This window comes from Arthrobacter sp. ok909 (assembly GCF_900104405.1).
In the GTDB taxonomy this organism is placed as follows: Bacteria; Actinomycetota; Actinomycetes; order Actinomycetales; family Micrococcaceae; genus Arthrobacter; species Arthrobacter humicola.
In genome coordinates, this window is sequence record NZ_FNJS01000035.1 from 23,124 (window position 1) to 48,935 (window position 25,812).

General features: G+C 68.3%; 22 protein-coding genes. 12 read left to right on the plus strand and 10 right to left on the minus strand.

Annotated features, from left to right (window positions below; translation table 11 throughout):
- Nucleotides 1-63: 63 nt before the first annotated feature.
- From BLR03_RS20265 to BLR03_RS20280, 4 genes are all read right to left on the minus strand, one after another.
- On the minus strand, nucleotides 64-1,959 hold the full coding sequence (locus BLR03_RS20265) for an ABC transporter ATP-binding protein (protein WP_091256032.1): 1,896 nt from the start codon (nucleotides 1,957-1,959) through the stop codon (nucleotides 64-66).
- Entirely contained in the window at nucleotides 1,956-3,779 is a 1,824-nt protein-coding gene (locus tag BLR03_RS20270) for an ABC transporter ATP-binding protein (RefSeq protein WP_091256033.1), read from the minus strand. Before BLR03_RS20270 ends, BLR03_RS20265 begins: the two co-directional genes overlap by 4 nt.
- Nucleotides 3,780-4,182: 403 nt before the next feature.
- Nucleotides 4,183-5,130: a metallophosphoesterase gene (locus tag BLR03_RS20275; protein WP_091256035.1), complete on the minus strand. Its 948-nt coding sequence runs from the start codon at nucleotides 5,128-5,130 to the stop codon at nucleotides 4,183-4,185.
- Nucleotides 5,131-5,133: 3 nt separating this feature from the next.
- Nucleotides 5,134-7,428 (minus strand): transglycosylase domain-containing protein, encoded by a 2,295-nt coding sequence (locus BLR03_RS20280; RefSeq protein ID WP_091256037.1) that lies wholly within the window; start codon nucleotides 7,426-7,428, stop codon nucleotides 5,134-5,136.
- Nucleotides 7,429-7,465: 37 nt separating this feature from the next.
- Here BLR03_RS20280 and BLR03_RS20285 point away from each other — a divergent pair, with 37 nt between their 5' ends.
- The 3 genes from BLR03_RS20285 to BLR03_RS20295 are packed head-to-tail and all read left to right on the plus strand — an operon-like array spanning nucleotide 7,466 to nucleotide 9,154.
- Complete coding sequence (locus BLR03_RS20285) at nucleotides 7,466-7,621, plus strand: Sp36 family protein (protein ID WP_009359196.1); 156 nt, start codon at nucleotides 7,466-7,468, stop codon at nucleotides 7,619-7,621.
- A gap of 2 nt (nucleotides 7,622-7,623) precedes the next feature.
- Entirely contained in the window at nucleotides 7,624-8,226 is a 603-nt protein-coding gene (locus tag BLR03_RS20290; protein ID WP_091256039.1) for a RidA family protein, read from the plus strand.
- Between the two features lie 16 nt (nucleotides 8,227-8,242).
- Nucleotides 8,243-9,154, plus strand: a complete 912-nt coding sequence (locus BLR03_RS20295) for an NUDIX hydrolase (RefSeq protein ID WP_091256040.1) — start codon at nucleotides 8,243-8,245, stop codon at nucleotides 9,152-9,154.
- A 273-nt stretch (nucleotides 9,155-9,427) separates the two neighbouring features.
- Here the strand turns inward: BLR03_RS20295 and BLR03_RS20300 are convergent, their stop codons facing one another.
- Nucleotides 9,428-10,105: a Crp/Fnr family transcriptional regulator gene (locus BLR03_RS20300; RefSeq protein WP_011693220.1), complete on the minus strand. Its 678-nt coding sequence runs from the start codon at nucleotides 10,103-10,105 to the stop codon at nucleotides 9,428-9,430.
- A 219-nt stretch (nucleotides 10,106-10,324) separates the two neighbouring features.
- Here BLR03_RS20300 and BLR03_RS20305 point away from each other — a divergent pair, with 219 nt between their 5' ends.
- Nucleotides 10,325-11,509 (plus strand): MarP family serine protease, encoded by a 1,185-nt coding sequence (locus tag BLR03_RS20305; RefSeq protein WP_091256042.1) that lies wholly within the window; start codon nucleotides 10,325-10,327, stop codon nucleotides 11,507-11,509.
- 8 nt (nucleotides 11,510-11,517) lie between these two features.
- Here BLR03_RS20305 and BLR03_RS20310 read toward each other — a convergent pair whose 3' ends face one another.
- The 3 genes from BLR03_RS20310 to acs all read right to left on the minus strand — a co-directional run bounded on the left by BLR03_RS20310 (nucleotide 11,518) and on the right by acs (nucleotide 14,500).
- Nucleotides 11,518-11,820 (minus strand): DUF2332 family protein, encoded by a 303-nt coding sequence (locus tag BLR03_RS20310; RefSeq protein WP_091256044.1) that lies wholly within the window; start codon nucleotides 11,818-11,820, stop codon nucleotides 11,518-11,520.
- A 2-nt stretch (nucleotides 11,821-11,822) separates the two neighbouring features.
- A complete protein-coding gene (aroQ, locus tag BLR03_RS20315) occupies nucleotides 11,823-12,299 on the minus strand; it encodes a type II 3-dehydroquinate dehydratase (protein WP_091256046.1) in 477 nt (158 codons plus the stop codon).
- 194 nt (nucleotides 12,300-12,493) lie between these two features.
- Nucleotides 12,494-14,500 carry an acetate--CoA ligase gene (gene acs, locus BLR03_RS20320; RefSeq protein WP_091256067.1) on the minus strand — a complete coding sequence of 669 codons (2,007 nt, stop codon included), beginning with the start codon at nucleotides 14,498-14,500 and terminating at the stop codon, nucleotides 12,494-12,496.
- A gap of 445 nt (nucleotides 14,501-14,945) precedes the next feature.
- On the opposite strand from acs, the gene BLR03_RS20325 reads away from it, so the two are divergent.
- The 3 genes from BLR03_RS20325 (at nucleotide 14,946) to BLR03_RS20335 (ending at nucleotide 17,878) form a co-directional block, all read left to right on the plus strand.
- Entirely contained in the window at nucleotides 14,946-16,340 is a 1,395-nt protein-coding gene (locus tag BLR03_RS20325; RefSeq protein ID WP_091256048.1) for a hypothetical protein, read from the plus strand.
- A 93-nt stretch (nucleotides 16,341-16,433) separates the two neighbouring features.
- Nucleotides 16,434-17,201, plus strand: a complete 768-nt coding sequence (nth, locus tag BLR03_RS20330) for an endonuclease III (protein WP_091256068.1) — start codon at nucleotides 16,434-16,436, stop codon at nucleotides 17,199-17,201.
- Entirely contained in the window at nucleotides 17,198-17,878 is a 681-nt protein-coding gene (locus tag BLR03_RS20335) for an NUDIX hydrolase (protein WP_091256049.1), read from the plus strand. The genes nth and BLR03_RS20335 overlap by 4 nt, the downstream gene beginning before the upstream one ends.
- Before the next feature lie 54 nt (nucleotides 17,879-17,932).
- Here BLR03_RS20335 and BLR03_RS20340 read toward each other — a convergent pair whose 3' ends face one another.
- Together BLR03_RS20340 and BLR03_RS20345 are read right to left on the minus strand one after the other, a co-directional pair.
- Nucleotides 17,933-18,181: a YegP family protein gene (locus tag BLR03_RS20340; protein ID WP_091256051.1), complete on the minus strand. Its 249-nt coding sequence runs from the start codon at nucleotides 18,179-18,181 to the stop codon at nucleotides 17,933-17,935.
- Nucleotides 18,182-18,331: 150 nt separating this feature from the next.
- A complete protein-coding gene (locus tag BLR03_RS20345; RefSeq protein ID WP_091256070.1) occupies nucleotides 18,332-20,086 on the minus strand; it encodes a bifunctional 3'-5' exonuclease/DNA polymerase in 1,755 nt (584 codons plus the stop codon).
- Nucleotides 20,087-20,222: 136 nt separating this feature from the next.
- On the opposite strand from BLR03_RS20345, the gene ssd reads away from it, so the two are divergent.
- The 5 genes from ssd to BLR03_RS24545 form a co-directional block, all read left to right on the plus strand.
- On the plus strand, nucleotides 20,223-21,329 hold the full coding sequence (gene ssd / locus BLR03_RS20350) for a septum site-determining protein Ssd (protein ID WP_091256053.1): 1,107 nt from the start codon (nucleotides 20,223-20,225) through the stop codon (nucleotides 21,327-21,329).
- Entirely contained in the window at nucleotides 21,329-22,666 is a 1,338-nt protein-coding gene (locus BLR03_RS20355) for a TadA family conjugal transfer-associated ATPase (protein ID WP_091256055.1), read from the plus strand. The genes ssd and BLR03_RS20355 overlap by 1 nt, the downstream gene beginning before the upstream one ends.
- A gap of 239 nt (nucleotides 22,667-22,905) precedes the next feature.
- Nucleotides 22,906-23,613, plus strand: coding sequence for a type II secretion system F family protein (locus BLR03_RS20360; RefSeq protein WP_368086988.1), 708 nt, complete (start codon nucleotides 22,906-22,908; stop codon nucleotides 23,611-23,613).
- A gap of 13 nt (nucleotides 23,614-23,626) precedes the next feature.
- Complete coding sequence (locus BLR03_RS20365; RefSeq protein WP_254788614.1) at nucleotides 23,627-24,238, plus strand: type II secretion system F family protein; 612 nt, start codon at nucleotides 23,627-23,629, stop codon at nucleotides 24,236-24,238.
- Between the two features lie 355 nt (nucleotides 24,239-24,593).
- The coding region (locus BLR03_RS24545) for a polysaccharide lyase (RefSeq protein ID WP_217639817.1) at nucleotides 24,594-25,812 on the plus strand (1,219 nt) is incomplete at its 3' end.

The following is a 25,812-nucleotide window of genomic DNA, read 5'->3' on the forward strand; positions in this document are numbered from 1 at the left end:
GCACGACGCCGGGCACCGGCGCCCGATGTCAGGCGCCCGGCGTGCGAACCCCGCCGGAGCGGATCAGACGAGCGAGTCTTTCCAGGCGCCGTGGAGGCGGGCAAAAGCTCCGCCGTCGCCGATCAGCTGCTCGGGCGTGCCGTCCTCGACGACACGACCGTCGTGCACCACCAGGACCCGGTCCGCGGTCTCCACGGTGGAGAGCCGGTGGGCGATGATGAGCGCGGTCCGTCCGGCGCCGTGCGCCCCGTCCGGGCCGGCTTCCCCCGTGCCGGCCTCCCGCGTGCCGGCCTCCCGCGTGCCGGCCTCCCGCGTGCCGCGCAGCAGGCCGGCGAGGCCCTGCTGGACCATCCGTTCCGAGGGGATGTCCAGCGAGGACGTTGCCTCGTCCAGGATCAGGACCGCCGGGCGGGCCAGGAAGGCCCGGGCGAAGCTGATCAGCTGGCGCTGTCCGGCGGAGACGCGGCCGCCGCGTTTGTTGACGTCGGTGTCGTAGCCGTCCGGGAGGTCCGTGATGAACGCGTGCGCCCCCACGGCCCGGGCCGCGTCCTCAATTTCCTCGCGGGAGGCCCCGGGCCGGCCCAGGGCGATGTTGTCCGCGACCGAGCCGCTGAACAGGAACGCCTCCTGGGTGACCATGACGACGTTGCGGCGCAGGTCTTCGGTGCTCAGCTGGCGCAGATCCACGCCGTCGAGCGTGACGGATCCGGCGGAGACGTCGTAGAAGCGGGCGATCAGCTTCGCCAGGGTGGACTTGCCGGCGCCGGTTTGCCCGACGAGAGCGACCGTCTGTCCGGCGGGGATGTGCAGGTCCAGTCGCGGGATGATGACCGGACCGTCGCCGTAGCGGAATTCGACGCCGGTGAAGTCGATGCTGCCCCGCGCGTCGGGCAGGGCCACGGGGGTCTGCGGCGGCCGGACCGTGGGGACTTCCTCGAGCAGGCCCGAGACTTTTTCCAGGGCCGCCTGGGCGCTTTGGAAGGAGTTGTAGAACATGGCCATCTGGTCCACCGGCTGGAAGAAGCGCTTGGTGGACAGGATCAGGGCCAGGAGCACGCCCACCGCCAGCTCGCTGCTGAGGACCCGGAACCCGCCCGTGAGCAGTACGACGGCGACGCAGACGTTGCCGATCAGCACCAGTCCGGGCTGGAAGATGCCGTTGAGGTTGATGGAGCGGACGGTTGCGCGCCGGTAGTCCTCGGAGAGTTCGGCGTAGCGCGCGGCATTCTCGCGTTCCTTGCGGAATGCCTTCACCGCGCGGATGCCGGTCATGGTCTCCACGAAGTGCACGATCAGCCGGGCCGAGACCACCCGGGATTCGCGGAACGCGATCTGGGAATGCTTCTGGTACCAGCGGGCCAGGAAGTACATGGGTACGCCCGCGGCCAGCACCAGCGCGCCGCTGCGCCAGTCCAAGGCGAACACCGTGATGGCTGTGAACGCCATGAACAGCACTCCCGAGGCCAGCGAGCTCACGCCGGAATCCAGCAGTTCGCGCAAGGCCTCCAGATCCGAGGTCTGCCGGGCGATGATCCGGCCGGAGGTGTACTTCTCGTGGAATTCCAGGCTCAGCCGCTGCGTGTGGCGGAAGACCCGGACGCGAAGATCCAGCAGCATCGCCTGGCTGAGCCTGGCTGTGGACGTCACGTAGAGCGCGGTCAAGCCCGCTGTTCCGGCGGCCGCTGCCAGGTACGCGACGCCGGCGAACGCGAGCGGCAGGCTGTTGCCGGCCCGCAGGGCCGGGAGCGCGTGGTCGATTCCGAAGGCTATCAGCGCCGGTCCGGCCACGCGGGCCGCCTGGGACAGGACGACGGCGCCGATCGTCAGCCAGAAACGCGCCCGGACCGGGCGGACCAGGGAGCCCAGCAGGGCGAGGGAACGCCGCCGGACGGCCCTGCTCTCGTTCCTGGTGAGGTGCGCGTTGTCCTCATTGGCGGTGCCGAACGTTGCGCTGCTCATCGGGAAATCTCCTCGGACTGGTCCTCGAAGGCGGACAGTTCTGAATCCAGGTCCCGCGGTTCATGGTCGAGGCTGGCGATCACGTAGCGGTAGTGGCTGTTGTTGGCGAGCAGCTCCGCGTGGGTTCCGACGGCGGTGATCCGGCCCTCTTCGAGCAGCGCCACGCGGTCGGCGAGTGCCACCGTCGAGGGCCGGTGGGCCACGATCAGCGTGGTGGTGTCCGCGAGGACCTCGCGGAGCCGGGCCTCGACGAGGACCTCGGTGTTTACGTCCAGGGCCGAAAGGGGGTCGTCCAGGACCAGCACGGCCGGTTTCGCAGCGATGGCGCGGGCCAGGGCGATGCGCTGGCGCTGGCCGCCCGAGAGGCTCAGGCCCTCCTCGCCGATCAGGGTGTCCACCCCGTCCGGCAGCGAATAGCCGAAGTGGGCCTGGGCGACGTCGAGGGCTTCCTCCAGCGCCGCGTCGCGGCCTTCCGCCGAACCGGCGTCGGGCGCGCCGAGCAGGACGTTGTCACGGACGGAACTGGAGAACAAGGTGGTGTCCTCGAACGCCACGGCAACCACGGTGCGCAGATCCTCCACGCTGAACTCGCGCAGGTCCACGCCGTCGATCGTGATGGCACCGCCGGTGACCTCGTAGAGGCGGGGGACCAGCTGGAGCAGGGCGCTCTTGCCGCTGCCCGTGATGCCCACCAGAGCCATGGTCTCCCCGGGCCGGATGTCCAGGCTGATGTTCTTGAGGATCGGCTTGTCCGGGGCATCCTCGAACGCGAACGAGGCATCCCTGAAGCTCAGGGCACCTTTGAGTTCAGCGGGCCGGCGCGGCTTGTCCGGGCTGGTGATCGTGTTCTGCGCGTCCATGACCTCGAAGTGCCGGTCGACGGCGGACTTCGCCGTGAGGGCCATCGCCAGCAGCATGCCGCAGAACTCGACCGGCGCGGCCACGACGGCCGCGGTGGCGAAGAAGGCCACGAGGGATCCGATGGAGAGCTGGTCTGTGGAGGCAAGGAGAATCCCGACGACCAGCCCGGCGCCGAGGGCGAGCTCGGGCAGCAGCGTCACGACCAGGCTGAAGGTCGCCAGGTGTTTGGCTTTGGCGATCTCGGTCTCCCGGAGCTCCTGGGCCTGTTCGTTGAAGTTCTCGAGCGCCTCGCGGCTCCGGCCGAAGGCCTTCAGGACGCGGATGCCGTGCACGGATTCCTCGACCGTCGTGGCGAGGTCCCCGGTCTGGTCCTGGCTGCGGCGGGCCACCTTGCTGAACCGGGTGCGGAAGCGGAATCCGTAGATCATGATCGGCACCGCGGCGGCCAGGAAGATCAGGGCCAGCTGCCAGCTCATCGAGAACATCACCGCGACGCCGATCACCACGGTGAGCGTGGTGACCACCAGCATGATGGCGCCGAAGGCCATCCAGCGGCGCAGGAAATTCAGGTCCGTCATGGCGCGGGAGAGCAGCTGCCCGGAGCCCCAGCGGTCATGGAAGGCCACCGTGAGGTCCTGCAGATGCCCGTACAGGGAGATCCGCATCCGGGTCTCCACGGTGGTGGCGGGATTGATGACGAACTGGCGGCGCAGGGCCACGAGAACGGCCTCGGCGATGCCCAGGACCAGGATCACGAGCGAGGCGGTCCACACAGCATCCGCGCTGCCTCCGGGCTTGAGGGATTCATTGACCAGCACGCGCAGCACCTGGGGGATGGCCAGCGCCATCACGCTCGCCAGCAGTGCGGAGAGCAGGCCCATGACCAGCCGGGGCAGGATCGGTCTGACGTGCGGATAGAGACGGCTGATGGAGGTAAAGAATGAAGTCTGCTTGGCCATGCCTGCTTCTTAAAACGCCCGTGCCTACAGAGCACCGTTGAATGTAGTTTCCTATAGCAACTACCCTAGGCCATCATGTGACCGCATTCACCCGGCATGGGACGGTCCTGTGATCTCGGACAGTCATTATGATCCGCAATGAAGTCAGGGTACCGCGCCCCGGGCCCCACGGGACATGTCCAGTCCTGGCTCGGACCCCACGGGACATGTCCAGTCCAGGCTCGGACCCCACGGGACATGTCCAGTCCAGGCTCCGTGGAGTGGACATGATGCCACCATGCTCATTGCTCGCGATCAGGGGAGGGCATGTCCTACGGGCAGGCGAGCCACCGGAGGGCATGTCCCGCGGACGGCAGCGCCGGGGGAGGGCATGTCCCTCCGTCGGGCCGCCGGGGAGTCGGGTTCAGGCGCGGGAGGTCAGCGTGAGCAGGACGGCTTCGGGCCGGCAGGCGATGCGGACCGGGGCGAACCGGGAGGTGCCGATGCCGCCGGAGACGTTGACCGGAGTCGCCCTGCCGTTGCTTTCCCAGGTGTGCAGGCCGCGGGCCCGCCAAGTGGGAAGGTCGCAGTTGGTGACCAGCGCCCCGTAGCCCGGGATGCAGATCTGCCCGCCGTGGGTGTGGCCGGCCAGGATGAGGTCGGCGCCGTCCTGGGTGAAGTGGTCGAGGACGCGCTGGTAGGGTGCGTGCGCGACGGCGACGCGCAGGTGCGGATCGGCGTCCCGGCCCTTGGTGCCGCGGGGCCAGCCCGCGTACCGTTCGAGGCGCAGGTGGGGATCGTCGACGCCGGAGAAGTCGAAGCGCATGCCCTTGAGCACCAGGGACTGGCAGCGGTTGGTCAGGTCCACCCAGCCCGACATGCCGAACTCGGACCGCAGCAGCGGCCAGTCGAGCTTCTGCGGGTCTTTGCGCTGGCCGGAGGGCCCGAACAGATACGAGGCGGGGTTCTTCAGGCGCGGGCCGAAGTAGTCGTTCGAGCCGGGAACGAACACGCCGGGGAATTCCAGGAGAGGGCGCAGGGCCTCCACGAGGGGGGCCACGCCCTTGGGATGGCTGAGGTTGTCGCCGGTGTTCACCACGAGGTCCGGCCTCAGCTCGGCCAGGGAGGACAGCCACTCGGCCTTCCGGTGCTGGCCCGGCACGAAGTGGATGTCGGAGAGGTGCAGCACCCGGAACGGGCCGAAGCCGGCCGGCAGGATGGGGAGAGTTTCCTCCCGGAGCACGAACTGGTTCTTCTCCCAGATTCCGTAACCGGTGACGGCCGCCCCTGCTGCGGTGCCGGCCGCGGCGGTCACGGCAAAGCCGCGTCCGATGCTTCGAACGCGGCTCGCCAGATCATTCCCCCGGATCATCGGTTACTTCTTGCTGGATTTCGTCGGAGCCGGAGCAGGCGCCTGCGTCGGGGCCGCTGACGGGTCGGCGGAGGGGGCCGTGGCCGGATCGGTGCTCTGGGTCGTCGGGATGGTCATCCGCGGCGGCGCGACCGGGGCGGGCGCGTTCAGCAGGTTCGACGGCGGTGCCGGGAACGGATTGGTGCCGTAGGCCGGCGCCACCTGGGCCATGTAGTTCGAGAACTGCGGCCCGGCAATCATGTAGCCGTCGATGCCCCTGTAGAACTTGCCGTTGATGGTGACGTTCTGGCCGGCCCGCTGCTGGTTGCCCAGGGGATCGCCAAACCACGTGGCCGTCGCCAGGCCGCTGGTGTAACCGGCCACCCACGTGGAGCTGTTGGAGTCGTTGGTTCCGGTCTTGGCCGCGATCGGGAAGGTGGTCTTGGTCGAAATCCGGGGCACAATCAGCGCGCCAGAACCGCGGTTGAGCACTTCCTGCATGGCGTACGCGACGCCGTGGGCGACATCCGGATTGATCGCGTCCCGGCAGTTGGGCGTCTGGGCCGGCAGCTGGGCGCCGGTGGCGTCCGTCACCGAATCGATGGCGATCGGTTCGCAGTACTTGCCGTCATTGGCGAACGTGGCGAACGCGCTGGCCATGGTCAGCGGCGCCGTCTGGGTGGAGCCGATGAGGTTACCGAGGGTGGTCATCGGCACCTGGGGATTGGGGTTGTCCGTGCTCGGCAGGCCGCCGTGGATGCCGACGGCGTCGACGATCTTCTGGATCCCGCAGAGATCCACCTGGGCCGCCGTGGCGAAGGTGATCGTGTTGATGGAGTTGGCAAGCCCGTCGAGGACGGACATGTACTTGTAGTAGCCCTCTTCCGCGTTCTGCAGGTCATGCGTGCCGTTGGTCGCGTCATACCAGCCGACGGTCGGGGCCGGGCAGGTGTTCCTCCAGGGGAAATTCTGCGGATATCGGCGCACGGCGCCATTGAGCAGCGTGCTCATGGACTTGCCCTCATTGAGCCATTCCGCGAACGTGAAGGGCTTCATGGTGGAGCCGGGCTGGAAGCCGCCCAGACCGTTGAGGTCGTTGCCCTTGGCGTCCTGGCTGTCCACGTTGAAGTTCTGGGTCTGGTCGAATTTGCCGGGCTCGGGAATGAAGACGGTGTTCTGGGCCATGGAGACGATCTTGCCGGAGCCCGGCTGCACCGACACCAGCGAGGCGCCCCACTTGTCCGGGTTTGCGCCGGCCGAAGCATCAACCTGAGCCTGGGCCACGGCCTGCGCGTGCGGGTCCAGCGTGGTCTTGATGGTCAGGCCACCGCGGAAGATCTTCCGCTCCCGCTCCGCGGCGTCGGCCCCGTAGGCCGGGTCGTTCAGCAACAGGTGAACCACGTAGTCGCAGAAGTACGGCGCCGTCGTCGCATACGGGCAGCCCTGATGCGGCTGGGTGACTTTGGTTTCCACCGGCGTCGCGACGGCGGCGTCGTAGTCGGCCTGCTTGATCTTGCCCTGGGTCAGCATCGCCTTGAGCACGAGGTCGCGACGGACCTTGGCGTTGTCCGGGTGCGCGATCGGGTCGTAGAAGGACGGGCTGTTCACCACGCCGGCCAGCAGTGCGGCCTGCGGCAGGGTCAGGTCCTTGGCCGTGGTGCTGAAGAAGAACCTGGAGGCGGCTTCAATACCGTAGGCGTCACGGTTGAAGAACACGATGTTCAGGTAGCCCTCAAGGATCTGGTCCTTGGTGAACTTCTTCTCCAAGGCGATGGCCAGCTTCATTTCCCGGAGCTTGTCGCCGACACCCTTGTTGACGCCGTTGAGGAGGACCTCGTCACCCTTACCTTCGGCCTCCAACGAGGAGTTGATGACGTTGTTCACGTACTGCTGCGTAATCGTGGACGCGCCCTGCTTCTGGCCGCGGGCGGTGCTGACGAGGGCGCGCAGGATGCCGGTGGTGTCCACGCCGCCGTGCTCGTAGAAGCGGTTGTCCTCTATGGCGACGATCGCGTTCTTGATGTTGGGGGACATCTGGTCCAGCGAGACGCGTGTCCGGTTTTCCGTATAGAGATTGGCGATGACGCTGCCGTCGGCCGCGAGGACGGTTGTCGCCTGACTCGGCGGATCGACCTTCAGCTCTGCCGGAAGGGTGTCAAAAAACTGGATCGAACCGCTCGCCGCGCTGCCCGAAACGGCCGCAGCGGGGACCAGGAGTCCCGCCACCAGGACGCCACAAATGGCGCTCACGCCCAGGAAAAGAAGGATCTTTCCGAGGGTGGTGGCCGTGTCGAATAAAGGGTTCTTACCAGTCGCCATGTTTTCCACTTTACCGGCAACGACTAGGCTTTAGGTCATGACCAAATGGGAGTACGCCACGATTCCGCTCATCATCCATGCCACAAAGCAGATCCTGGACCAGTGGGGCGAGGACGGCTGGGAGCTCGTCCAAGTTGTTCCGGGCCCTGACGGAAACGGCCTTGTTGCCTACCTGAAGCGGGAGAAGCAGTAGCCATGAGCACCCCCTCTGAAGCCACCCCGGCCACGCCGGCAAACCCGGAAAACCTCGCCGAAGGCACCGTTGCCTCGACGGCCGGCGCAGCAGGCCAAACCGGCGGCACGGGCGCGTCGTCCGCTGTCGAACAGCGCCTGGCGGAGCTGGGCCTGACCCTGCCCGAGGTGGCGGCCCCCGTGGCGGCCTACGTTCCGGCTGTCATCTCAGGCAACCACGTCTACACCTCCGGGCAGCTGCCGTTCATCAACGGCAAGCTCGAAGCCACCGGCAAGGTGTCCACCGGCTCCGAAGCCGCCTCGGACGAATCCACGGTGTCCCCGGAAGCCGCGAAGAAGTACGCCGCCGTCTGCGCCGTCAACGCCCTGGCGGCGGTCAAGAGTGTGATCGGGGACCTCGACCGCATCACGCGGATCGTCAAGGTGGTCGGATTTGTATCCTCCGATCCTTCGTTCACCGGCCAGCCCGGTGTCATCAACGGCGCCTCGGAGCTGCTGGGCCAGGTCCTCGGCGATGCCGGCCAGCACGCCCGTTCCGCCGTCGGGGTATCCGTCCTGCCGCTCGACTCTCCTGTTGAAGTCGAACTGATCGCCGAATTCGCTTAGAAGGCCGGTTAGTTCTTTGCCTCAGTTAGCACGTCGCCTGTTCGTTCTGCCCCCCGATCTTGAAGGAGCAGCACGCAGCTGGCTTGAACACGGTGAACGCACGCCCCGCGCCCCGCGCTTCGCCTCCTCGGTGATCCTCCTGCGGGACTCGCCCACGGGTCTGGAGACCTGGCTCGGATACCGGACGGGGTCCTCCCCGCTCGGTGTCCTGGCATTCCCCGGCGGATCTCTCGAAACGTCCGACGACGACGCCGTCGGCTGGCTTGGTCCCTCGCCCCAGCACTGGGCCGAGCAGATGGGGACCTCCGACGTCGGCCTGGCGCGCCGCCATGTGGTTGGCGCCATCCGTGAGCTGTTCGAGGAGACCGGCATCCTGCTGGCCGGCCCGGACCTGTCCACTACGGTGGAGTCGACCTCCAGCGCGGAATGGATGCGCGCCCGCGAAGCCGTGGCGGACCAGGAGAAATCCTTCACCGACGTGCTGGCCAAGCGCGGGCTCTCCTTGCGGACCGATCTACTCAAGCCCCTGGTCAACTGGCTCAGCCCCGACTTCGCGCACCGCCGGTTCAACACCCGCTATTTCGCCGCCACCCTGCCCGTGAACCAACAGCCGTCCCTGCTCGCCAGCAAGGGCGTCTGGGGCCGCTGGGTCTGCGTCCGCAAGGTCGTCAGCGAACGGGACACCACGGTGCTTGGCGACGAGGTGGGGCAGGAGAACACCGCGGGCCGCACCCTGGGTGAACTCCTGGTTCCTGGCTCGGAGATCATGCTCGAGAAGATGTCCAAGGCCAACGGCTGCATCGCCTACCTCAGCTACAAGCGCAAGGCCCACGTCTACCAGCCGAAGCTCGTCGAGGAAGAAGGCCGGCTCATGCTCGAAGTCGAGGCCGCGAAGACGGTGGCCGGCGAACCCCAGCGGGAGCGCTAAGCCCCCACGGCGTGGTCCGCGTGGCTCGTGCTTGCGACTTGCCGGAGGGTTGTGGCTGCTTGACGTGGCTGGCTCGTGGGGGACATGCTCTCCGTTGGCGCTGGCCGTTGGACATGGTGGCATTATGTCCATTCCTCGCTTGCGAGGCTGGGCATGTCCCGGCCATGGGTATGTGAAGAATGGGCATGTCCCTCGGACGAGTGGGCACCAACGACCGAAGGCCGGTCCCGTTCATTTTCCGGGGCCGGCCTTCGTGGTTGCTGCTCAGGATTCCTAGCGGGAACGCTGGCGCAGTCGCTGCATGTCGAGGATGACGACCGCGCGGGCTTCCAGGCGAAGCCAGCCGCGCTGGACGAATTCAGCGAGGGCCTTGTTGACCGTTTCGCGGGAGGCGCCGACCAGCTGGGCGAGCTCTTCCTGCGTCAGTTCGTGGGCGACCAGGACGCCGTCGGTAGCGGGGCGGCCGAAGCGGTCGGCCAGATCCAGCAGCGCCTTGGCCACGCGGCCCGGAACGTCGGAGAAGACGAGGTCGGACAGGGAATCGTTGGTACGGCGCAGGCGGCGCGCCAAGGCCTGCAGCAGCTGGGCCGAGACCTCGGGACGAGTGCGCAGCAGCGCATTGAGGCTTTCGTTCTTGAGCCCGGCCAGACGGGTCTCCGAAACTGCCGTAGCCGTCGCCGTTCGCGGGCTGGGGTCAAAGAGCGCCATTTCGCCGAAGAGTTCGCCCGGGCCGAGGATGGCAAGCAGCGATTCGCGGCCGTCCGGCGACGTGCGGCCGAGCTTCACCTTGCCGGAGACGATGAAGTAAAGCTGGTCACCCTGATCGCCTTCCCGGAATACCGAGGCACCGCGTGAAAGGTCCACCTCGGTGAGTTCGTCCGTCAGCAGACGGAACGCCTCGTCGTCGAGCGTGGCGAAAAGGGGTGCGCGGCGCAATACCTCGATATCCATGAAATCTCCTGACTAGCTGTGTCGGCTGGGGCGCTTCAGCCATTCTTTCAGAATTTTGGCGCGTCTGTGACGTAGTTGGCACTGAAACGCCCGAAGGGCTCGAAAGCAGGCTCCCGGAAGTCCCGCCGATCGCGGAAGACCCGGCAGGCTGGCGGCCGATCGGCAAACGTTCAGCTTACACCGCTAGAATCGTGGCTGAACTGTCTGTGAGGAGCCCCGGTGTTTGGCTTGACCATTTTGGACCTGGTGTTGGTTGTGGCGCTTTTGTCCTACCTGATCCACGGCCTTCGCAACGGCTTCCTTGTGACGCTCGGAGGCATCGCGGGATTCGCTGCGGGCGCGGTCGCCGCATTCGTGTCCGTTCCCATCGTCAGCGGGCTCGTGGAAGACAGCGGCTGGCGTCTGACCGCCATCGTTGCCACGGCCATCCTGCTGATGATCGTGGGGAACGGGCTAGGCACCATGATCGGCCGGCGAATCCGCAGCGTCATGCCGTTCAGCCCCCTGCGTGCGGCGGACCGTCTCGTGGGCGGAGGCGTGAACGTCGTCGTGTCCGCACTGGTGATGTCGATGCTGGCATTCAGCATCGGGGCCCTGGGGGTGCCCTTCGTGTCCCAGCAGATCGCCGAATCCAAAGTCATCGGCTTCATCGACGGCGTGACGCCCACCCCGGTCAAGGCGTCCATGGCCCAGTTGCGCTCCGCAGTGATCGGCGAGGGCATCCCCACCCTGCTGGACGGCATCGGCCAGGGCCAGCCGGTCGCCATTCCGGACACGAGCACGGATACCCCGGCACTGAACAAAGCAGCCGCGTCGGTCCTCAAGATCGCCGGAACCGCCTACCAGTGCGGCCAGAACCAGACCGGCACCGGCTTTGTCGTCGCCCCCCGACGCGTGGTGACCAACGCCCACGTGGTCGCTGGCGTCGATCAGCCGGTGGTGGAAACGCCCGGCGGCGGCGCCCTGCCTGGGCGCGTTGTGTACTTTGACACCCAGCACGACCTCGCCGTCGTGGCGGTGGATGGCCTGCAGTCGGCGCCCCTTCCCCTGACCTCTGACCTGCCGTCCGGCAGCGCCGCGGCCTTCGCCGGCTATCCACATGGCGGTCCCTTCCAGTCCAAGCCGGCCACCGTCCAGGACATCACCACCGTGCTGGTCCCCGACATCTACGGCAACAATGCCGCGCCCGAGAACGTGTACCGGCTCGCCGCCGACGTGCAGCCGGGTAACTCCGGCGGCCCGCTTCTGACCACGGACGGGCAGGTGGCGGGGGTGGTCTTTGCCAAGGCCACCGCTGAGTCCTCGCTCGGATTCGCCATCACCATGGCCGACCTCGGCCCCGTTGCGGCCCAGGCGCCGGGTCTGGGCGGCGCCGTCTCGTCCGGACATTGCGTCAAGAAATAGCCGGGCATTTACGCCACGAGCTGTTCTCTGCGGTTGCCGGCCACTGGCACTCGCGAGGTTACTCCCGGGCGATCACGATCGCCCGGGAGTAACCGTTTGACGTGGAACTCCTGCTCCGGCCGGACGAGGGCTTCCGGCCGGAGGACGTCGTCAGGGCTGCGCACATCCACAGGATTGAGGTCGATGCGGGCCCGCCACACCACGGGGGGAAGTTCCGCCGGCAGCGGCACCGGTCCGGAGGCAACGCAGCGCAGGACCGGGAGCGTGCCCGGACACGGACCTACTCCGGACGCGGCCCCCGCAGGGGACATGCTCAGTCCTTGGCTGCGTGCAGTCCTGCGAGGTATTCCACTGCGAACCGGTAGCCCAGGATCCCGGCGCCGGCAATCACGGCCTTGCTGATGTCCGACAGGTAGGAATGGTGCCGGAACTGTTCGCGGGCGTGCACATTCGTGATGTGCACCTCGACCGTGGGCAGCGCGACGGCGGAAATGGCGTCCCGGATGGCGACGGACGTGTGTGTGTAGGCGCCGGCGTTGAGCACGATTCCCACCGCCTTCCCGCGTGCGGCGTGGATGGCGTCCACGAGGGCCCCTTCATGGTTGGACTGGAAGCATTCGACGTCCAGCCCGTGCGCCGCACCGGCATCTTTTGCGAGCTGTTCGACGTCGGCCAGGGTCGCCGTCCCGTACTTCTCGGGCTCGCGGGTGCCGAGCAGGTTCAAATTGGGTCCGTTGAGAACAAGGATGGTGCCGCGGCCGGCAGCGCTGGCGGGGGAGGCTTCAGTCATGTCAGCAAATCTATCGCGCCCCGGCCCGTGTGCGCTGTTCGTTACTGCCACGCCCTTCGTTACTGCTGATTTTGCCTGCCGCGCCAAAATCCGCGGACAACACTAACGACGACGGCGCCTCCCACCGGGTGGGAGGCGCCGTCGTCGTCCATGCGCCGGTGTCGAAAGACTCCGGCGCCCCGGCTGTTTCTGCGCTATTTCTTCAGCGAATGCGCGATCTGGGCCATGACGGTGTTGTCCGCGAGGGTGGTGGCGTCGCCGACCTCGCGGCCTTCCGCGACATCTTTGAGGAGCCGCCGCATGATCTTGCCGGAGCGGGTTTTAGGCAGTTCCGGCACTACGAGGATGGTCTTGGGCTTGGCGATCGGTCCGATCTCCTTGCCGACGTGGTTGCGGAGTTCCTGGACGATCGCGTCACCGGAGTCCACGGCGTCGCCGCGCAGGATCACGAAAGCCACGACGGCCTGGCCGGTGGTTTCGTCCGCGGCGCCCACGACGGCGGCTTCGGCGACGGCCGGGTGGGACACGAGGGCGGATTCGATCTCCGCGGTGGACAGGCGGTGGCCGGAGACGTTCATGACGTCATCGACGCGGCCCAGGAGCCAGATGTCGCCGTCCTCGTCCCTCTTGGCGCCGTCGCCGGCGAAGTACATGGTCTCGAAACGGGACCAGTAAGTTTCCTTGAACCGTTCCGGATCGCCCCAGATGCCGCGGAGCATGGCCGGCCAGGGTTCGCGGATGACGAGGTAGCCGCCGGAGCCGTTGGGCACGGATTCGCCGAGTTCGTCCACGACGTCCACCGCGATGCCGGGCAGCGGGACCTGGGCCGAACCGGGCTTGGTGGCCGTGATGCCGGGCAGCGGGGCGATCATCTGCGCCCCGGTCTCGGTCTGCCACCAGGTGTCCACGATCGGCGCGGGGATCGCCTTGCGGCCGCTGTCGGCGCCGATGACCTCGCGGTACCACATCCAGGCCTCGGGGTTGATGGGTTCGCCCACCGAGCCCAGGACCCGGATCGAGGAGAGATCGGACTTGGCCGGGATCTCCTTGCCCCATTTCATGAAGGTGCGGATGGCGGTGGGGGCGGTGTAGAGGATGGAGACCTTGTATTTCTCCACGATCTCCCACCAGCGGCCCTGGTGCGGGGAGTCCGGGGTGCCTTCGTACATGACCTGGGTGGCGCCGTTGATGAGCGGGGCGTAGGCGACGTAGGAGTGCCCGGTGATCCAGCCGACGTCGGCGGTGCACCAGTAGACGTCGGTTTCCGGGTGGAGGTCGAAGACGGCCTTGTGCGTGTAGGCGCCCTGGGTGAGGTAGCCGCCGGTGGTGTGCAGGATGCCCTTGGGCTTGCCCGTGGTGCCGGAGGTGTAGAGGATGAAGAGCGGGTGTTCGGAGTCGTGCCCGACGGCGGTGTGCTCGGCGGACGCGGCGCCGACGGTGTCGGCCCACCAGTGGTCCCGGCCCTCGTGCAAGTCGACGTCCTGGCCGTTGCGCTTGACCACCACGACGTTCTGCACGGTGTGGCCGTCGTGGGCCAGGGCCTCATCGACCGCGGGCTTCAGGGCGCTGGGCTTGCCGCGGCGGTAGGTGCCGTCGGCCGTGACCACGAGCTTGGCCTCGGCGTCGTCGATCCGGGACCGCAGGGCCTCGGCAGAGAAACCGCCGAAGACCACGGAGTGGATCGCGCCGATCCGGGCGCAGGCCAGCAGGGTGATGACGGCCTCGGGAATCATAGGCAGGTAGACGGCCACACGGTCGCCCTTGGCCACGCCCAGGGACTCGAAGGCGTTCGCGGCCTTCTTCACTTCTTCGGTCAGCTGCGCGTAAGTGTAGGTGCGGGTGTCGCCGGGCTCGCCCTCGAAGTAGATGGCCACCCGGTCCCCGTTGCCGGCCTCGACGTGCCGGTCCAGGGCGTTATAGGCCGCATTGACCTCGCCGCCTACGAACCACTTCGCGAATGGCGGGTTGGACCAGTCCAGCGTCTGGGTGAAGTCCTTGGACCAGCTCAGCAGCTCGCGGGCCTGCTTCGCCCAGAAGGCGGGACGGTCGGCGTCGGCCTCGGCGTAGTCAGCGGCGGTGGCCACGGCATTCGCCGCGAACTCGGCCGACGGCGCGAAACGGCGGTTCTCCTGGGACAGATTTTCGAAAGCATCGCCCTGGGGCGACTGCGTGGCAGTGGTGCCGGGTGTCTGCTGGGACATGGTGAACCTCATCATTCATCGATCCGTGCTGAGCGGACGTTCGTGCCGCCTCCGCGCCGGGCCGCATGTGCGACGTCGGGCGGCGGCAGATCACGGCAGTGCCGCAAGAGCTGTTCTGCAATAAACACTAATACGCAGGTCCGACCAAACGTGCGCCCCGTCACAAAGAGCGCCGTGAACGGTGTTTGTTAAGCGCCGAGTGGTCTGTTCGGCGATCGGACGTGCCCGTTCCCGCCTTCCCCGGCGCAGGCGACGGGGAACCGAAAATACAGAGAATTCTGCTGTGTCCGGCCTCGGCTTGTCAGCTAGTGATCGGCCATGCACTTGGCTAGGCTGAGATGAAGTTGTGACATCCGATGGAGGCGGCGGGACCCGTTAGCGGTCCTTTCCTTGCCTGCCGTTAGACGGCGCTGTCCAGGGCGCCGCCATGCTAAGGAGATACGGAATGAACGAGCAAGACAACGGGCAACTCCGGGCGCCCGCCCAGAACCAGGGCGGCGCGGCGCAGCCGGGGCCTGCCGGGTTCGGGGACGCGCCGCGCTTCACGGTGGACAAGAAGACGGCGAAGAAGAACGAAGCCGTTCTGGGTCCCTTCACCATCCGGGATCTGACTGTGTTCGGTTCCACGCTGCTTCTCTTCATCGCCTCCCTCATTCCGATGTTTGCCTTCTCCTACAACCTGTGGAACCTGGGCAGCCTGTTCTTTCTGGGCCTGGGCATTGTGCTGCCGCTCATTGTGACCGTCTTGTTCGTGGCGCGCCGGCTCAGCCCGGGGACGAAAATCCGGGTCGGATCGCTGTCGATTGATCAGTTCGCGTCCGTCGTGGCGTCCTTTACGCTCGCCTTTTTCTTTCTCGCCGCGGCCGGGGCCTTCGTGCCGAGCATGCTGATAGCACTCCTGGGCGCCGTGGGTCTCTTCGCGGCCACGGTCCTGGCCCGCTGGATCCCGTTCTTTGCCGGCGACTTCCTGGGCCGGGAGGAAGCGACTGCCCACGTGGTGGCTCGTGAAGCAGTTGCGCCGGTGCAAAAGCCCCGTGCGCCCAAGACGCCGAAGGCACCCAAACCGGCCAAGGGTGCCGCGGGAACCGGCGAATCCAAGGCGGCCGCCTCCGGGGCGGCCGCAGGCTGGGACAATCGCCCTGCCACCGCCGGCCAGACCGCCGTGCCGGCAGCACCTTCACCGGTTGTACCGTCGCCCGGCGTAGCTTCGGCGGGGGCAGCGTCCGTTGCAGCGACGAGCGCTGCGGCTTCCAGCGCGCCGGCAACCCAGATTTCCGGCGTCGTACCGCCCGCTGGCGCGGGTGGCACGGCTGGCGCTGCGCCATCCGCGGTTTCCGCCACATCAGCGTCGGCTCCGTCCCCGAAGCCGGCTCCCTCCGCTGAGCCGGCGTCCGCCGCGGAACAAACCCAGGCCGCCGGCGTCGTGGCCGGTGCTGCTGCGTCGACTCCTTTCGTTGCCCAGGCCGCTTCCACCGGCGCCGCCGCGGACCAGACCCAGGCCGCCGGCGTTCCGGCTGCCGCCGGCGGCAGCGCCCCCACCACGGTCCATCCTCAGGTCCGGCCACAGGAACAGGTCCGGCCGCAGGAACCCATCGGAGCCACCGTCGATCCCGCCAGCCGCGCCGCCGAGGACGACGTCCACCCCGTGCACGAGGCCTTCTGGTTCGCCGTCGCACAGCCCCGCACCGCCGTCGACGAGCGCACCGGGGCCCCGGCATTCGTCATCGAGCCCGGCGGCTGGGTCCTGGCCCTTGAAGACCGCGGCAACGAATTCCTGGTCCAGCACACGGACGGGCGGCTCGGCGTGCTGCGGGACCTCAGCAACATCGAACGCGGTTAGCCGTCCGTGACCACGGAATCCGGCACCAAGGAATCCGGCGGCAAGGCCCCCGGCGGCACCAAGCCCGGTGCCCCGCGCGCGTCGGAGTCCCTCCTGGCGCTCAAGCGCCGGGCCCGCCGGATCAGTCGGGCCCTCGCGGAACAGTACCCCTATGCCCACGCGGAACTGGATTTCCGCAGCCCGTTTGAGCTCGTGGTGGCTACGGTGCTGTCCGCCCAGACCACGGATGTGCTGGTCAACCAGATCACGCCCCTGCTGTTCGCGCGCTACCCGGACGCGCGGCGGATGGCGGAGGCGGAACCGGCCGAGCTCGAGGCCATCATCAAGCCCACCGGCTTCTTTCGCGCCAAGGCCAGGAACCTCCTGGCGCTGTGCAACCGGCTCGTGGATGAGTACGACGGCGAGGTGCCGGGCCGGCTGGAGGACCTGGTGACACTGCCCGGCGTCGGGCGGAAAACCGCGAACGTGGTGCTGGGCAATGCCTTCGGCATTCCGGGCATCACCGTGGACACCCACTTCGGCCGCCTGGCCCGGCGCTTTGGCTGGACGGACGCGGATGATCCGGTCCGGATCGAGTCCGATGTCGCCGAACTGTTCGAGCCGAAGGACTGGACCATGCTCTCGCACCGCGTCGTCTTCCACGGCCGCCGCGTCTGTCACGCCCGCAAGCCGGCGTGCGGCGCCTGCGCGGTCGCGAACTGGTGCCCCAGCTACGGCGCCGGCGAGACCGACCCTGAGAAGGCCAGGAAATTGTTGAAGTACGAGCTCGCCCCGGGGCAGGAGGCACTGCTGGCCCGGCTGCTGGCCGAGACGCACCGCGCCGCCGAAATCCGGATGGAATCGCAGAGGAAGCAGCCGTGACCGCGCGCCAGGACCTCGTCGACCTCGTTGCCGCCGTCGTGGCGGGCACGGCGCCCGCGCCGGATCCTCGCTGGCGGGAACTCGCCGTCGAGCCCGGCGAACGGGTTCGCAAAGCCGCCGTGCTGATGCTGTTCGGCGCGCTGGACAACGTCCCGGCGGTGTCCGAGAAGCTGCTGGCTCCGGCCGATCTGGACGTTCTGCTGCTGCAGCGGGCGCAGACCCTGGATGACCATCCAGGACAAGTCGCCTTTCCGGGCGGGGGCATCGATCCGGGCGAGTCGGTGGTCGCCGCGGCCCTTCGAGAGGCGGAAGAGGAGACGGGTCTGAACCCGGCGGGTGTGGACGTCCTCGGGGTGATGCCCGAGCTGGCCCTGCCGCGGGGGAATTTCCTCGTCACCCCGGTCCTGGCCTGGTGGGCCGCCCAGTCGCCCGTCCGGGTGGTGGATTACGGCGAATCCGCGCAGGTGTTCCGGGTTCCGGTCCGGGATCTGCTGGATCCGGACAACCGGGTGATGGCCACGGTCAGCCGGGCCGGCCAGACGTTCCAGAGCCCCGCGTTCACCGTCAACGGCGTGGTCGTGTGGGGGTTTACCGGGATGATTCTGAACCAGTTGTTCGAACAGCTGGACTGGGCAGTTCCCTGGGACCGCGCGCGGCTGTACGGGATCGATGTGTGAGTCCCGCCTGGCGATACGTTCACCCCGTACAACACCGGCCTGCCGGTTGATCCGCTAGCTGGCCCCCACGCCGCTGCTCACCAGGACCCCAGGGGCCACCGCTGCCGAATGACTGGCGGCTCGCCGGTGAGTGCTGGAACGATCCACAATCAGACCGGTCGCGGCGTTCTCACGCACAGCGGTGATGCCCGCCGCCGCGCTCTTGATGGAGCTGAACAGCGGCGAAACGGCGACGACCGTTCCATCCGGTGCCGTCAGCCGAAAAAAATACGCCTTGTCTCCAGCTTGTGCGATTTCAAACATGCCAGCCAAATCTGTGCCTCCCCAATTCCTTGCATCGTTGCAATAGCCGGCGGAAAGAACGGTAATCCGCCGGACTTTTCGAGCCTAGCCGGGTGATGGAGCCCACACAACGCTACCGACGGGTACGTTACGGAGGGTGTCCGAGGTCACTCATTTGGCGTTGTCGTACGAGTCCACGACCGCCACGCTGACTGGAAATTCCACCGGAATCCGGCCGAACAAGAGCTCTTTGGCGGCAGCTGCTGAGTCCTCGATCGCCCGGATACAGTCCTCGACGGCGCCATCGGGGCAGTGCACCATCACTTCATCGTGCAGGAAGAAGACCAGTTCAGCCGCGGCGGTCCCGTCCGACCGCAGGTCGCGCAGCCGCCGTCGCAGTTCCGCCAGCCAGCAGGCAGCCCAGTCGGCGGCCGAGCCCTGCACCACGAAGTTCCGGGTGAATCGCCCGCGGGAGCGGGCGATCGAATCCGCCCGGCGCTGTTCTTCCGCGGTAGTGGAGTGCTGGCTGCGCAGCCAGCGATCCGACGGCGGCGGGCTGCTCCGGCCCAGGCGCGAGGTGACGGTCCTTCCGGCTTCGCCGTCGCGGGCAGCCTGCTCTACGAAGCCCACGGCGCGGGGATACGTGCGGGCGAGCTGGGGCATCAGGCGCCCGGACTCGCCCGTGGTTGCGCCGTAGATTGCCCCGAGGAGGGCCACCTTGGCTTTTGCCCGGTCACCGCCGAAACCCTGTGCCGCGATGCCAGCGTAGAGGTCCTTGTCCCGGGCGGCCTCGGCCATTTTGGAATCCTGCGCGAGCGCCACAAGCACCCGCGGTTCCAGCTGCGAGGCATCGGCAACGATCAGTTTGTGGCCGGGATCGGCGTGGACGGCGCCGCGGATCTGGCGCGGAATTTGCAGCGCCCCTCCGCCGCGCGACGCCCACCGCCCCGACACCACGCCGCCCACCACGTACTCGGGCTGGAACCTGCCGTTCTTGACCCACGCATCAAGCCACACCCAGCCGTTGGCCGTGTGGAGGCGGGCCAGCTTCTTGTAGGCCAGCAGCGGCTCGATCGCGGGGTGGCTGGATTCCTTCAGCTCCCATTGGCGGGTGGTCTTCACCTCGATGCCGTTGCGGTGCAGGGCGCGCATGAGCTCCTGCGGCGAGTCCGGGTTCAGCGCGGGTGAGCGCAGCAGCTGCCTGAGCTCGGCGGTGAGCGCTTCGAGTTTGGCGGGGCGCTGGCCCGGAGCCGGGCGGGGACCGAGGTGGTCCGCGAGGATCTGCTCGTGCAGTTCCTCACGCCAGGGCACACCCGTATATTGCATTTCGGCGGCGATCAGGGCGCCCGCGGATTCGGCCGCGAGCAGCAGCTGGAGCCGTTGGCGCCGGTTGGCGTCGGGGGCACCGGCCGAACCGCCGGCCGAACCGGGGGAAGTTGCCGGGACGCCTCCCGCTTGGCGGAGCGCCTCCTGCTGGGCTGCATACTCGGCACGGAGATCCTCAAGGGACTGACCGGGGCGCTGGCTCCTGGCCGGGGCATCGAAGAGTGCACCCTGCTCCGGCGGCGGGGGAGGAGGCTGCAGGGCCCGCGGCGGCTGGTGCAATTCATCGTCCTGTGTGAGCTTCTCCGCCGCCCGGGCATAGCCGGTGTGGGCGGTGAACTCCGAGTGGGCCAGAATCGAACCGCACAAAGTCAGGTCGTAGCAGCGCTCGAGCTCCACGCCGGCCCGCAGCAGCGACGGATACCAGTCCTGCGTGCGGTGCCAGATCCAGCGCGGGCGCCGCTTTTCAAGCCCGCGGACGACGCCGGCGAGGTCGTCGGTGCTGACCACCCGTGGCTGCGGATTGGACGGTGCGGGGAGGCCATCGGCCGTGAGTTCCTGGATAGCCGCGCCGTCGGCGTGGGCGGCAAGCAGGAGGTACATAGTGTCAATTCTGCCCTGCTCCGGGGCGTGCTCGGTGCGCACTGCCTGGCGGGGGCTGCAGGGGGCCGTGCCCGGTTTGTCCACATAGCTGACGACGGCGGTTACGCTGTGCTTCCCGGACCGGCACAGTGGCAGCATGAACAGGCACCAGCCACCCGGCCCGGACTCGTCGCCCCCGCAGGACGGGGGACCGTGGATTCCCGGAGAGTCCGCGGAGACTCTGCTCGTCACCGGCGCCGATGTGCTGCGCGGCGAGGTGGAGCGCATTGTCGCCGCTGCCGGGGGCCACCTGCGGACAGCCCGGGACGTGGCCCAAGCCGCGCCCTTCTGGGACGCCGCGGGCGCCGTGCTGGTTGGCAGCGACATCCGGGAGTTGCCACTTCGAAGGAGGGCGCCGGCGGTGCTCGTAGGAGTCAAGGAGGACGGCGACGGCCTGTGGCAACTGGCCGCCGCCATCGGGGCTGAACGCGTCGCCGTGCTGCCGGATGCCACCGCCTGGCTGGCGGAGTACCTTAGCCGGTCCCGCGCGCCGGAAGCCGGCGGACTCGTTGTTGGCGTGACAGGCGGCTGCGGCGGTGCAGGGGCAACGACCGCCGCCATCTGGGTCGCGCAGGCGGCCGCCGGGCTCGGGGCGCGGGTGGTGCTGATCGACGGCGACCCCTGGGGCGGCGGCCTGGAACTGGCGTTGGCCGCCGAGGACGCTCACGGGCTCCGCTGGCCGGATCTGGCCGGGGCGAGCGGCAGTATCGATCCCGCCCAGCTCGACGATGCGCTCCCGAGGGCCGGGGGATTCTCCTTCCTGTCGTGGCCGGGCACCCGGGACGGTGCAGCCGGTGTGGACGCAACCTCGGTGGCCGTGGTTCTCGACGCCGCCCGGCGGGGCAGCGAGCTGGTCGTGCTGGACATCGGCCGGGGACGGGAGGCTTTGCGGTCCTTCGCCTGGGAATGCGACCGGATCGTGGTCGTGGCGCCGGCCCGGCTGCGGGCGGCCGTCGCCACAGCCAGGTTGGCGCAGGAGCTTCCGCCGGTAGATACGGCGCTGGTGGTTCGGGCCAGTCCCGGCGCCGCCTTGGATGCGCCTCTGATTGCGGAGTCCGTTGGGCTTCCCCTCCACGGGATCATGCCGGAAATCAAGGGTCTGGCGGCGGCCACGGAACTCGGCCGCCTCTTGGAAGCCGGCCGGCAGCGCTCGGTCCGCCGTCTGACCGCCGGGCTCCTTGATCTGGACTGGGGTAACGTCTGATGAGCGCTCATTCGGACGCGGACCCCGCCGAACCGGAACGGCCCACCTGGCGGCCGCCGGGCCGCCGCCGCTCGCAGGGATTTCTGGACCCGACGTTGCTGGAATCCGTGCGCGAGTCAGTCATGGCCGATCCCGCTCCGGTGACCCCGTCGCGGGTAGCGGCGGCCGTCCAGGCAAGCGGACGGCTGCTTGGCACGGCCGGCGCCCTGGCAGCTGTGGAAAGCATCAGCGCGGAGCTGAGTGGCTTGGGTCCCCTGCAGCCGCTGACCCGGGATCCTGCTGTGACGGACATCTTTGTGAACGGACCGGACTCGGTCTGGCTGGACCGCGGCAACGGCCTGGAAAAGGCGCCCGTCCTCTTTTCCGGGGAACCGCAGATCCGGGCTCTCGCGACGAGGCTGGTGGCAGCCGGCGGCCGCCGCCTGGATGACAGCTCGCCGTGCGTCGATGTCAGGCTCGACGGCGGTTACCGGGTGCATGCGGTGTTGCCGCCGATTTCCACGGTCGGGACCCTCTTGAGCGTGCGAATCCGCCGGACTTCGGTCTTTACAATGCCCGAGCTGCGGCGCAAGGGCATGTTCGGGACCGGGGCATGCGGCGGGCTCGTCGAGTCCGTGCTCGAACGGATGGTCGGGTGCAGGCTGAGTTTCCTCATCAGCGGCGCCACCGGCTCGGGGAAAACCACGCTGCTGGCGACGCTGCTGGGGTTGTGCGGCCCGGGAGAACGTCTCGTCCTGATTGAGGACGCCGCGGAACTGAATCCGGTGCACCCGCATGTCGTCTCGCTGGAATCCCGGCACGGAAACCTGGAAGGCGGGGGTGCCGTGGACCTGGGCGAACTGGTTCGTCAGGCCCTGAGGATGCGGCCGGACCGGCTGGTGGTGGGTGAATGCCGCGGAGCGGAGGTCCGGGAGTTGCTGTCGGCCATGAATACCGGGCATACCGGAGGCGGCGGGACGATTCACGCCAATGCGGCGGCGGCCGTCCCTGCCCGGTTGGCGGCGCTCGGCGCGCTCGCCGGCATGGGCCAGGACGCCGTGCGCTTGCAGGTGGCGAGTGCGATCGACGCCGTCGTGCATGTCGAGCGGAGCGGGACCGGGCGCCAGGTCACGAGCATCGGAATCATGGAAGCACAGGAATCCGGGCTGGCTGTCACCGCTGCACTGGAAGTACTGAGGGACCGGGCCCGGTTCGGTCCGGCCTGGCCGCGGCTGGCGGACAGGCTCGGCCTGGATCCAGCAGTAGCCGATGGAACCAACGCCGGGGCTCGCTCGGCGCCCGAAGCACGCCCGCCGGGTTCGGGAGCCGAACACCCGCAGTCATGGACCCCGCGATGACGGCGCTCCTGATCATCGTCCTGATCCTGGCCCTGTGGCTGGCCTTTCCCTCCCCGCGTGCGGCAGGCCACCGCACCCGCAAGGCCTTGCACGGCGCCGGCCCGCGGAGTTTCCCGCCCCGAGAGCAGCCATCCAGCCTTCCGAGCCCGGGTCGGTCAACAGGCCTGCGCAGTCGTGGCCGGAGAGCCGTCCCAGGTCTCGGCCGTGTGTTGGCTGGAGGCTCCGCGGGGGCGGGGGGCGTGCCTACGACGGTTGTGGTCCAGCAGCTGGCCGCGCTGCTGAAGGGCGGACGCACCCCCGCCCGGCTGTGGGATGAACTGTGGGTGCTGTACGGCGGGGACGCTGCTGAGCAAGGGGCCGCGGTCAACAGAGCTGTCGACGCCTCGGTCCGCGGCGCGGGCCGCGACGGTACCCAAGTCATGTCCGGGTTGGTACTTGACTCGGAGTCCCTCAGAGTCCTCGCGGCCGCACGTGCGGCCGCCCTGGGCGGGTCCTCTGTGGCCGTGGCGATCCGTCGTGCGGTATCCGGCGGGGCGGCAGGCGAACGGCCCGGCGCTGGAGCCGCCCTTGGCGGCGCCGTGAGCGTCGGGGCCGGGCGCGACCTCCGGGTGTGGGGCGAGCTCGCCGCATGCTTCGACACCGCGGAGGCCAGCGGTTGCCCGCTGGCTGACGTGCTGGCGCGCTTTGCCGGGCACCTTGAGGCGGAGGACGACGCCGAAGGTGCCCGGCAGACGGCTTTGGCGGGGCCCCGGGCAACCGTCCGCTTGCTGACCTGGCTGCCGGCGTCGGGTTTGGGGCTCGGCTTGCTGCTGGGAGTGGACCCGGTGGCGACGCTCCTGGGAAATCCGTGGGGCCTCTTGGCGTTGGCCGCAGGGGTGGTCTTGACCGCCGCCGGCCGGATGTGGTCTTCGAAGCTCGTCCGCGCCGCGGCGGGAGCGCACTCGTGACTCCACTGCCGCCGTGAGTCTCGGCCTCACCGGAGTCGTGGTGGCCGCCAGCCTTGCCGGTGCAGCCATTATGGTCCTCGCAGACTCCGGCCGCGTCCGCCGAAGACTCCGGCGTCATTTTCTGGCCCCGGCGGACGGGTCCGGACGGCGTCGGGGGACTCCAGCCGGCCGCCAGCCCGGACATCCCGGCTATCCGGGTCTGCGGGACACCGCCATGATGCTGGAACTCATCGGCGCCATGCTGGAGGCGGGAGCCGGACTGGGCCGGTCCCTGGAACTCATTGCCGCCCTGGTGCCGCAGGAACTCGGGCGGCAGCTGCGGCCGGTGGTGTCAGCCCTTGCCATTGGCGCGGACTGGGACACGGCATGGCACGGTTCAGGTGCCCAGGCGTCCGAACTTCTTGCTCTGCGCGACACCCTCACGTTCGCCGCCCTCACGGGCGCCCCGTCCTCGGCCCTCCTCTATGCCCAAGCGGCCCGGCTGCGCCGCGAACGGAACCGGGCTGCCGAGCAGCGTGCCGCGGCGCTAGGCGTGAAGCTGGTCGTGCCGCTGGGCTTGTGCTCCCTGCCGGCGTTTGTCTGCCTCGGCGTCGTGCCCGTGCTCCTGGGGCTGCTCCCGGCCTGATGCCCGCGGGCGGCCGGCGGCCCCGACACCGTATCGCCGCTGGTCCAAGGTTTATTCAAGTTGCTGGGGGATACCTTGGGGGCAGGCACCGTCGGAGTATGAGCGGTCTCGTGCGTCGGCTACTCACAGCGCTTCTGTGGCGCCTCGAATCCCCAGGGTTTCTGGGATTTCGTATCGAGTGAAAGCCACGCAGGGGGGCAGATCAATGATTCGATTGCAAAGGGCGGGCGTGATTGCAGCGCTGAGCCTATTGGTGATGGCGGGTTCGGCGGTGGGGGCCGGTCCGGCCTCGGCCGCAACGCCGACTTGTCAGCCGGGGGCGCCTCAACCAACCAACCAATACCCGGGCACAGCGGTGATTGCGACCAACTTCGAGTCGGGAAGCATCACGGCTTCGGGCTTCAACGCCCCCGTCACGGCCGGGACCGGGACAGCCGACGTCTCCTCGGCTGAACAACACTCGGGCCGCTGCTCAGCCTATGTTCACGTGACCACGGATGCTGGCTCCCTGGCCAATTTTGCCGCACCGCTTCCAGCCGGCAGCAATGAAGTCTACGCCGACGGATGGTTCAACGTCACAAAGGAAGGCGTCGCGGGCAACAACGTCCCCATGTTCCGGTTCTTCAACGGAGCCACCCGGTTCGTGGACGTCTACCGCTCCAACGGCGGCGCCGGCCCCCTGTGGCTGCGCGTAGCGGCGCCCGACGGCACGCTCGGCTACACCCCGATGAAAGTGAACGTCCCGCTCGGAACGTGGCACCACCTGGTCATGCACGTCATCCCCAACGGCGCCTCCTCCACCATTGAGGTGTGGTTCGACGGCCAGCTCCTCTATTCCAGCAAGCAGGTCGCCACGGGCTTCACCGCGGTCACCCAGATGCAGCTCGGCGCAGAGCACCGACGGCAGGCAGGCGACAGCTACATTGACGACGTCGTCATCAAAGCCGGCAAGGCCGGTGGCCAGCTTCCCGGAACCTTCAACCCCACCGCTCCCACCCGGGCCCTTGATACCCGGAACAGCACACCGGTGGGTGCGAATTCCGCGGTGTCGTTCCAGGTCGCGGGGGTCAACGGGATCCCGGCGAAGGTCTCGGCGGTGGTGTTCAACCTGACGGTGACCCAGCCGCGGTCCCTCGGGTTCATCACGGCCTACGCCTCCGGCGCCGCGCGGCCCAACGCGTCCAACCTGAACTTCTCCGCCGGCCAGACGGTGCCGAACCTGGTCACCGTCCCGGTCGGGGCCGACGGCAAGGTCACCCTGTTCAACAGTTCCTCCGGGTCCTCCCAGCTGATCGCTGACGTGACGGGCTATTACGTCACCGGAACGCCGGCGACGGCGGGTTCCTTCAAGAGCCTCTCGCCGGCCCGGCTCCTGGACACCAGGAACTCCTCGGCAGTCGGCGCGAATTCCGCGGTCTCCTTCCAGGTCGCGGGGGCCAACGGAATCCCCGCCTCGGTCGCGGCGGTGGTGTTCAACCTGACGGTGACCCAGGCGAAGTCCCTGGGCTTCGTAACCGCGTACGCGTCCGGTGCGGCCCGGCCCAATGCGTCGAACCTGAACTTCTCCGCCGGAC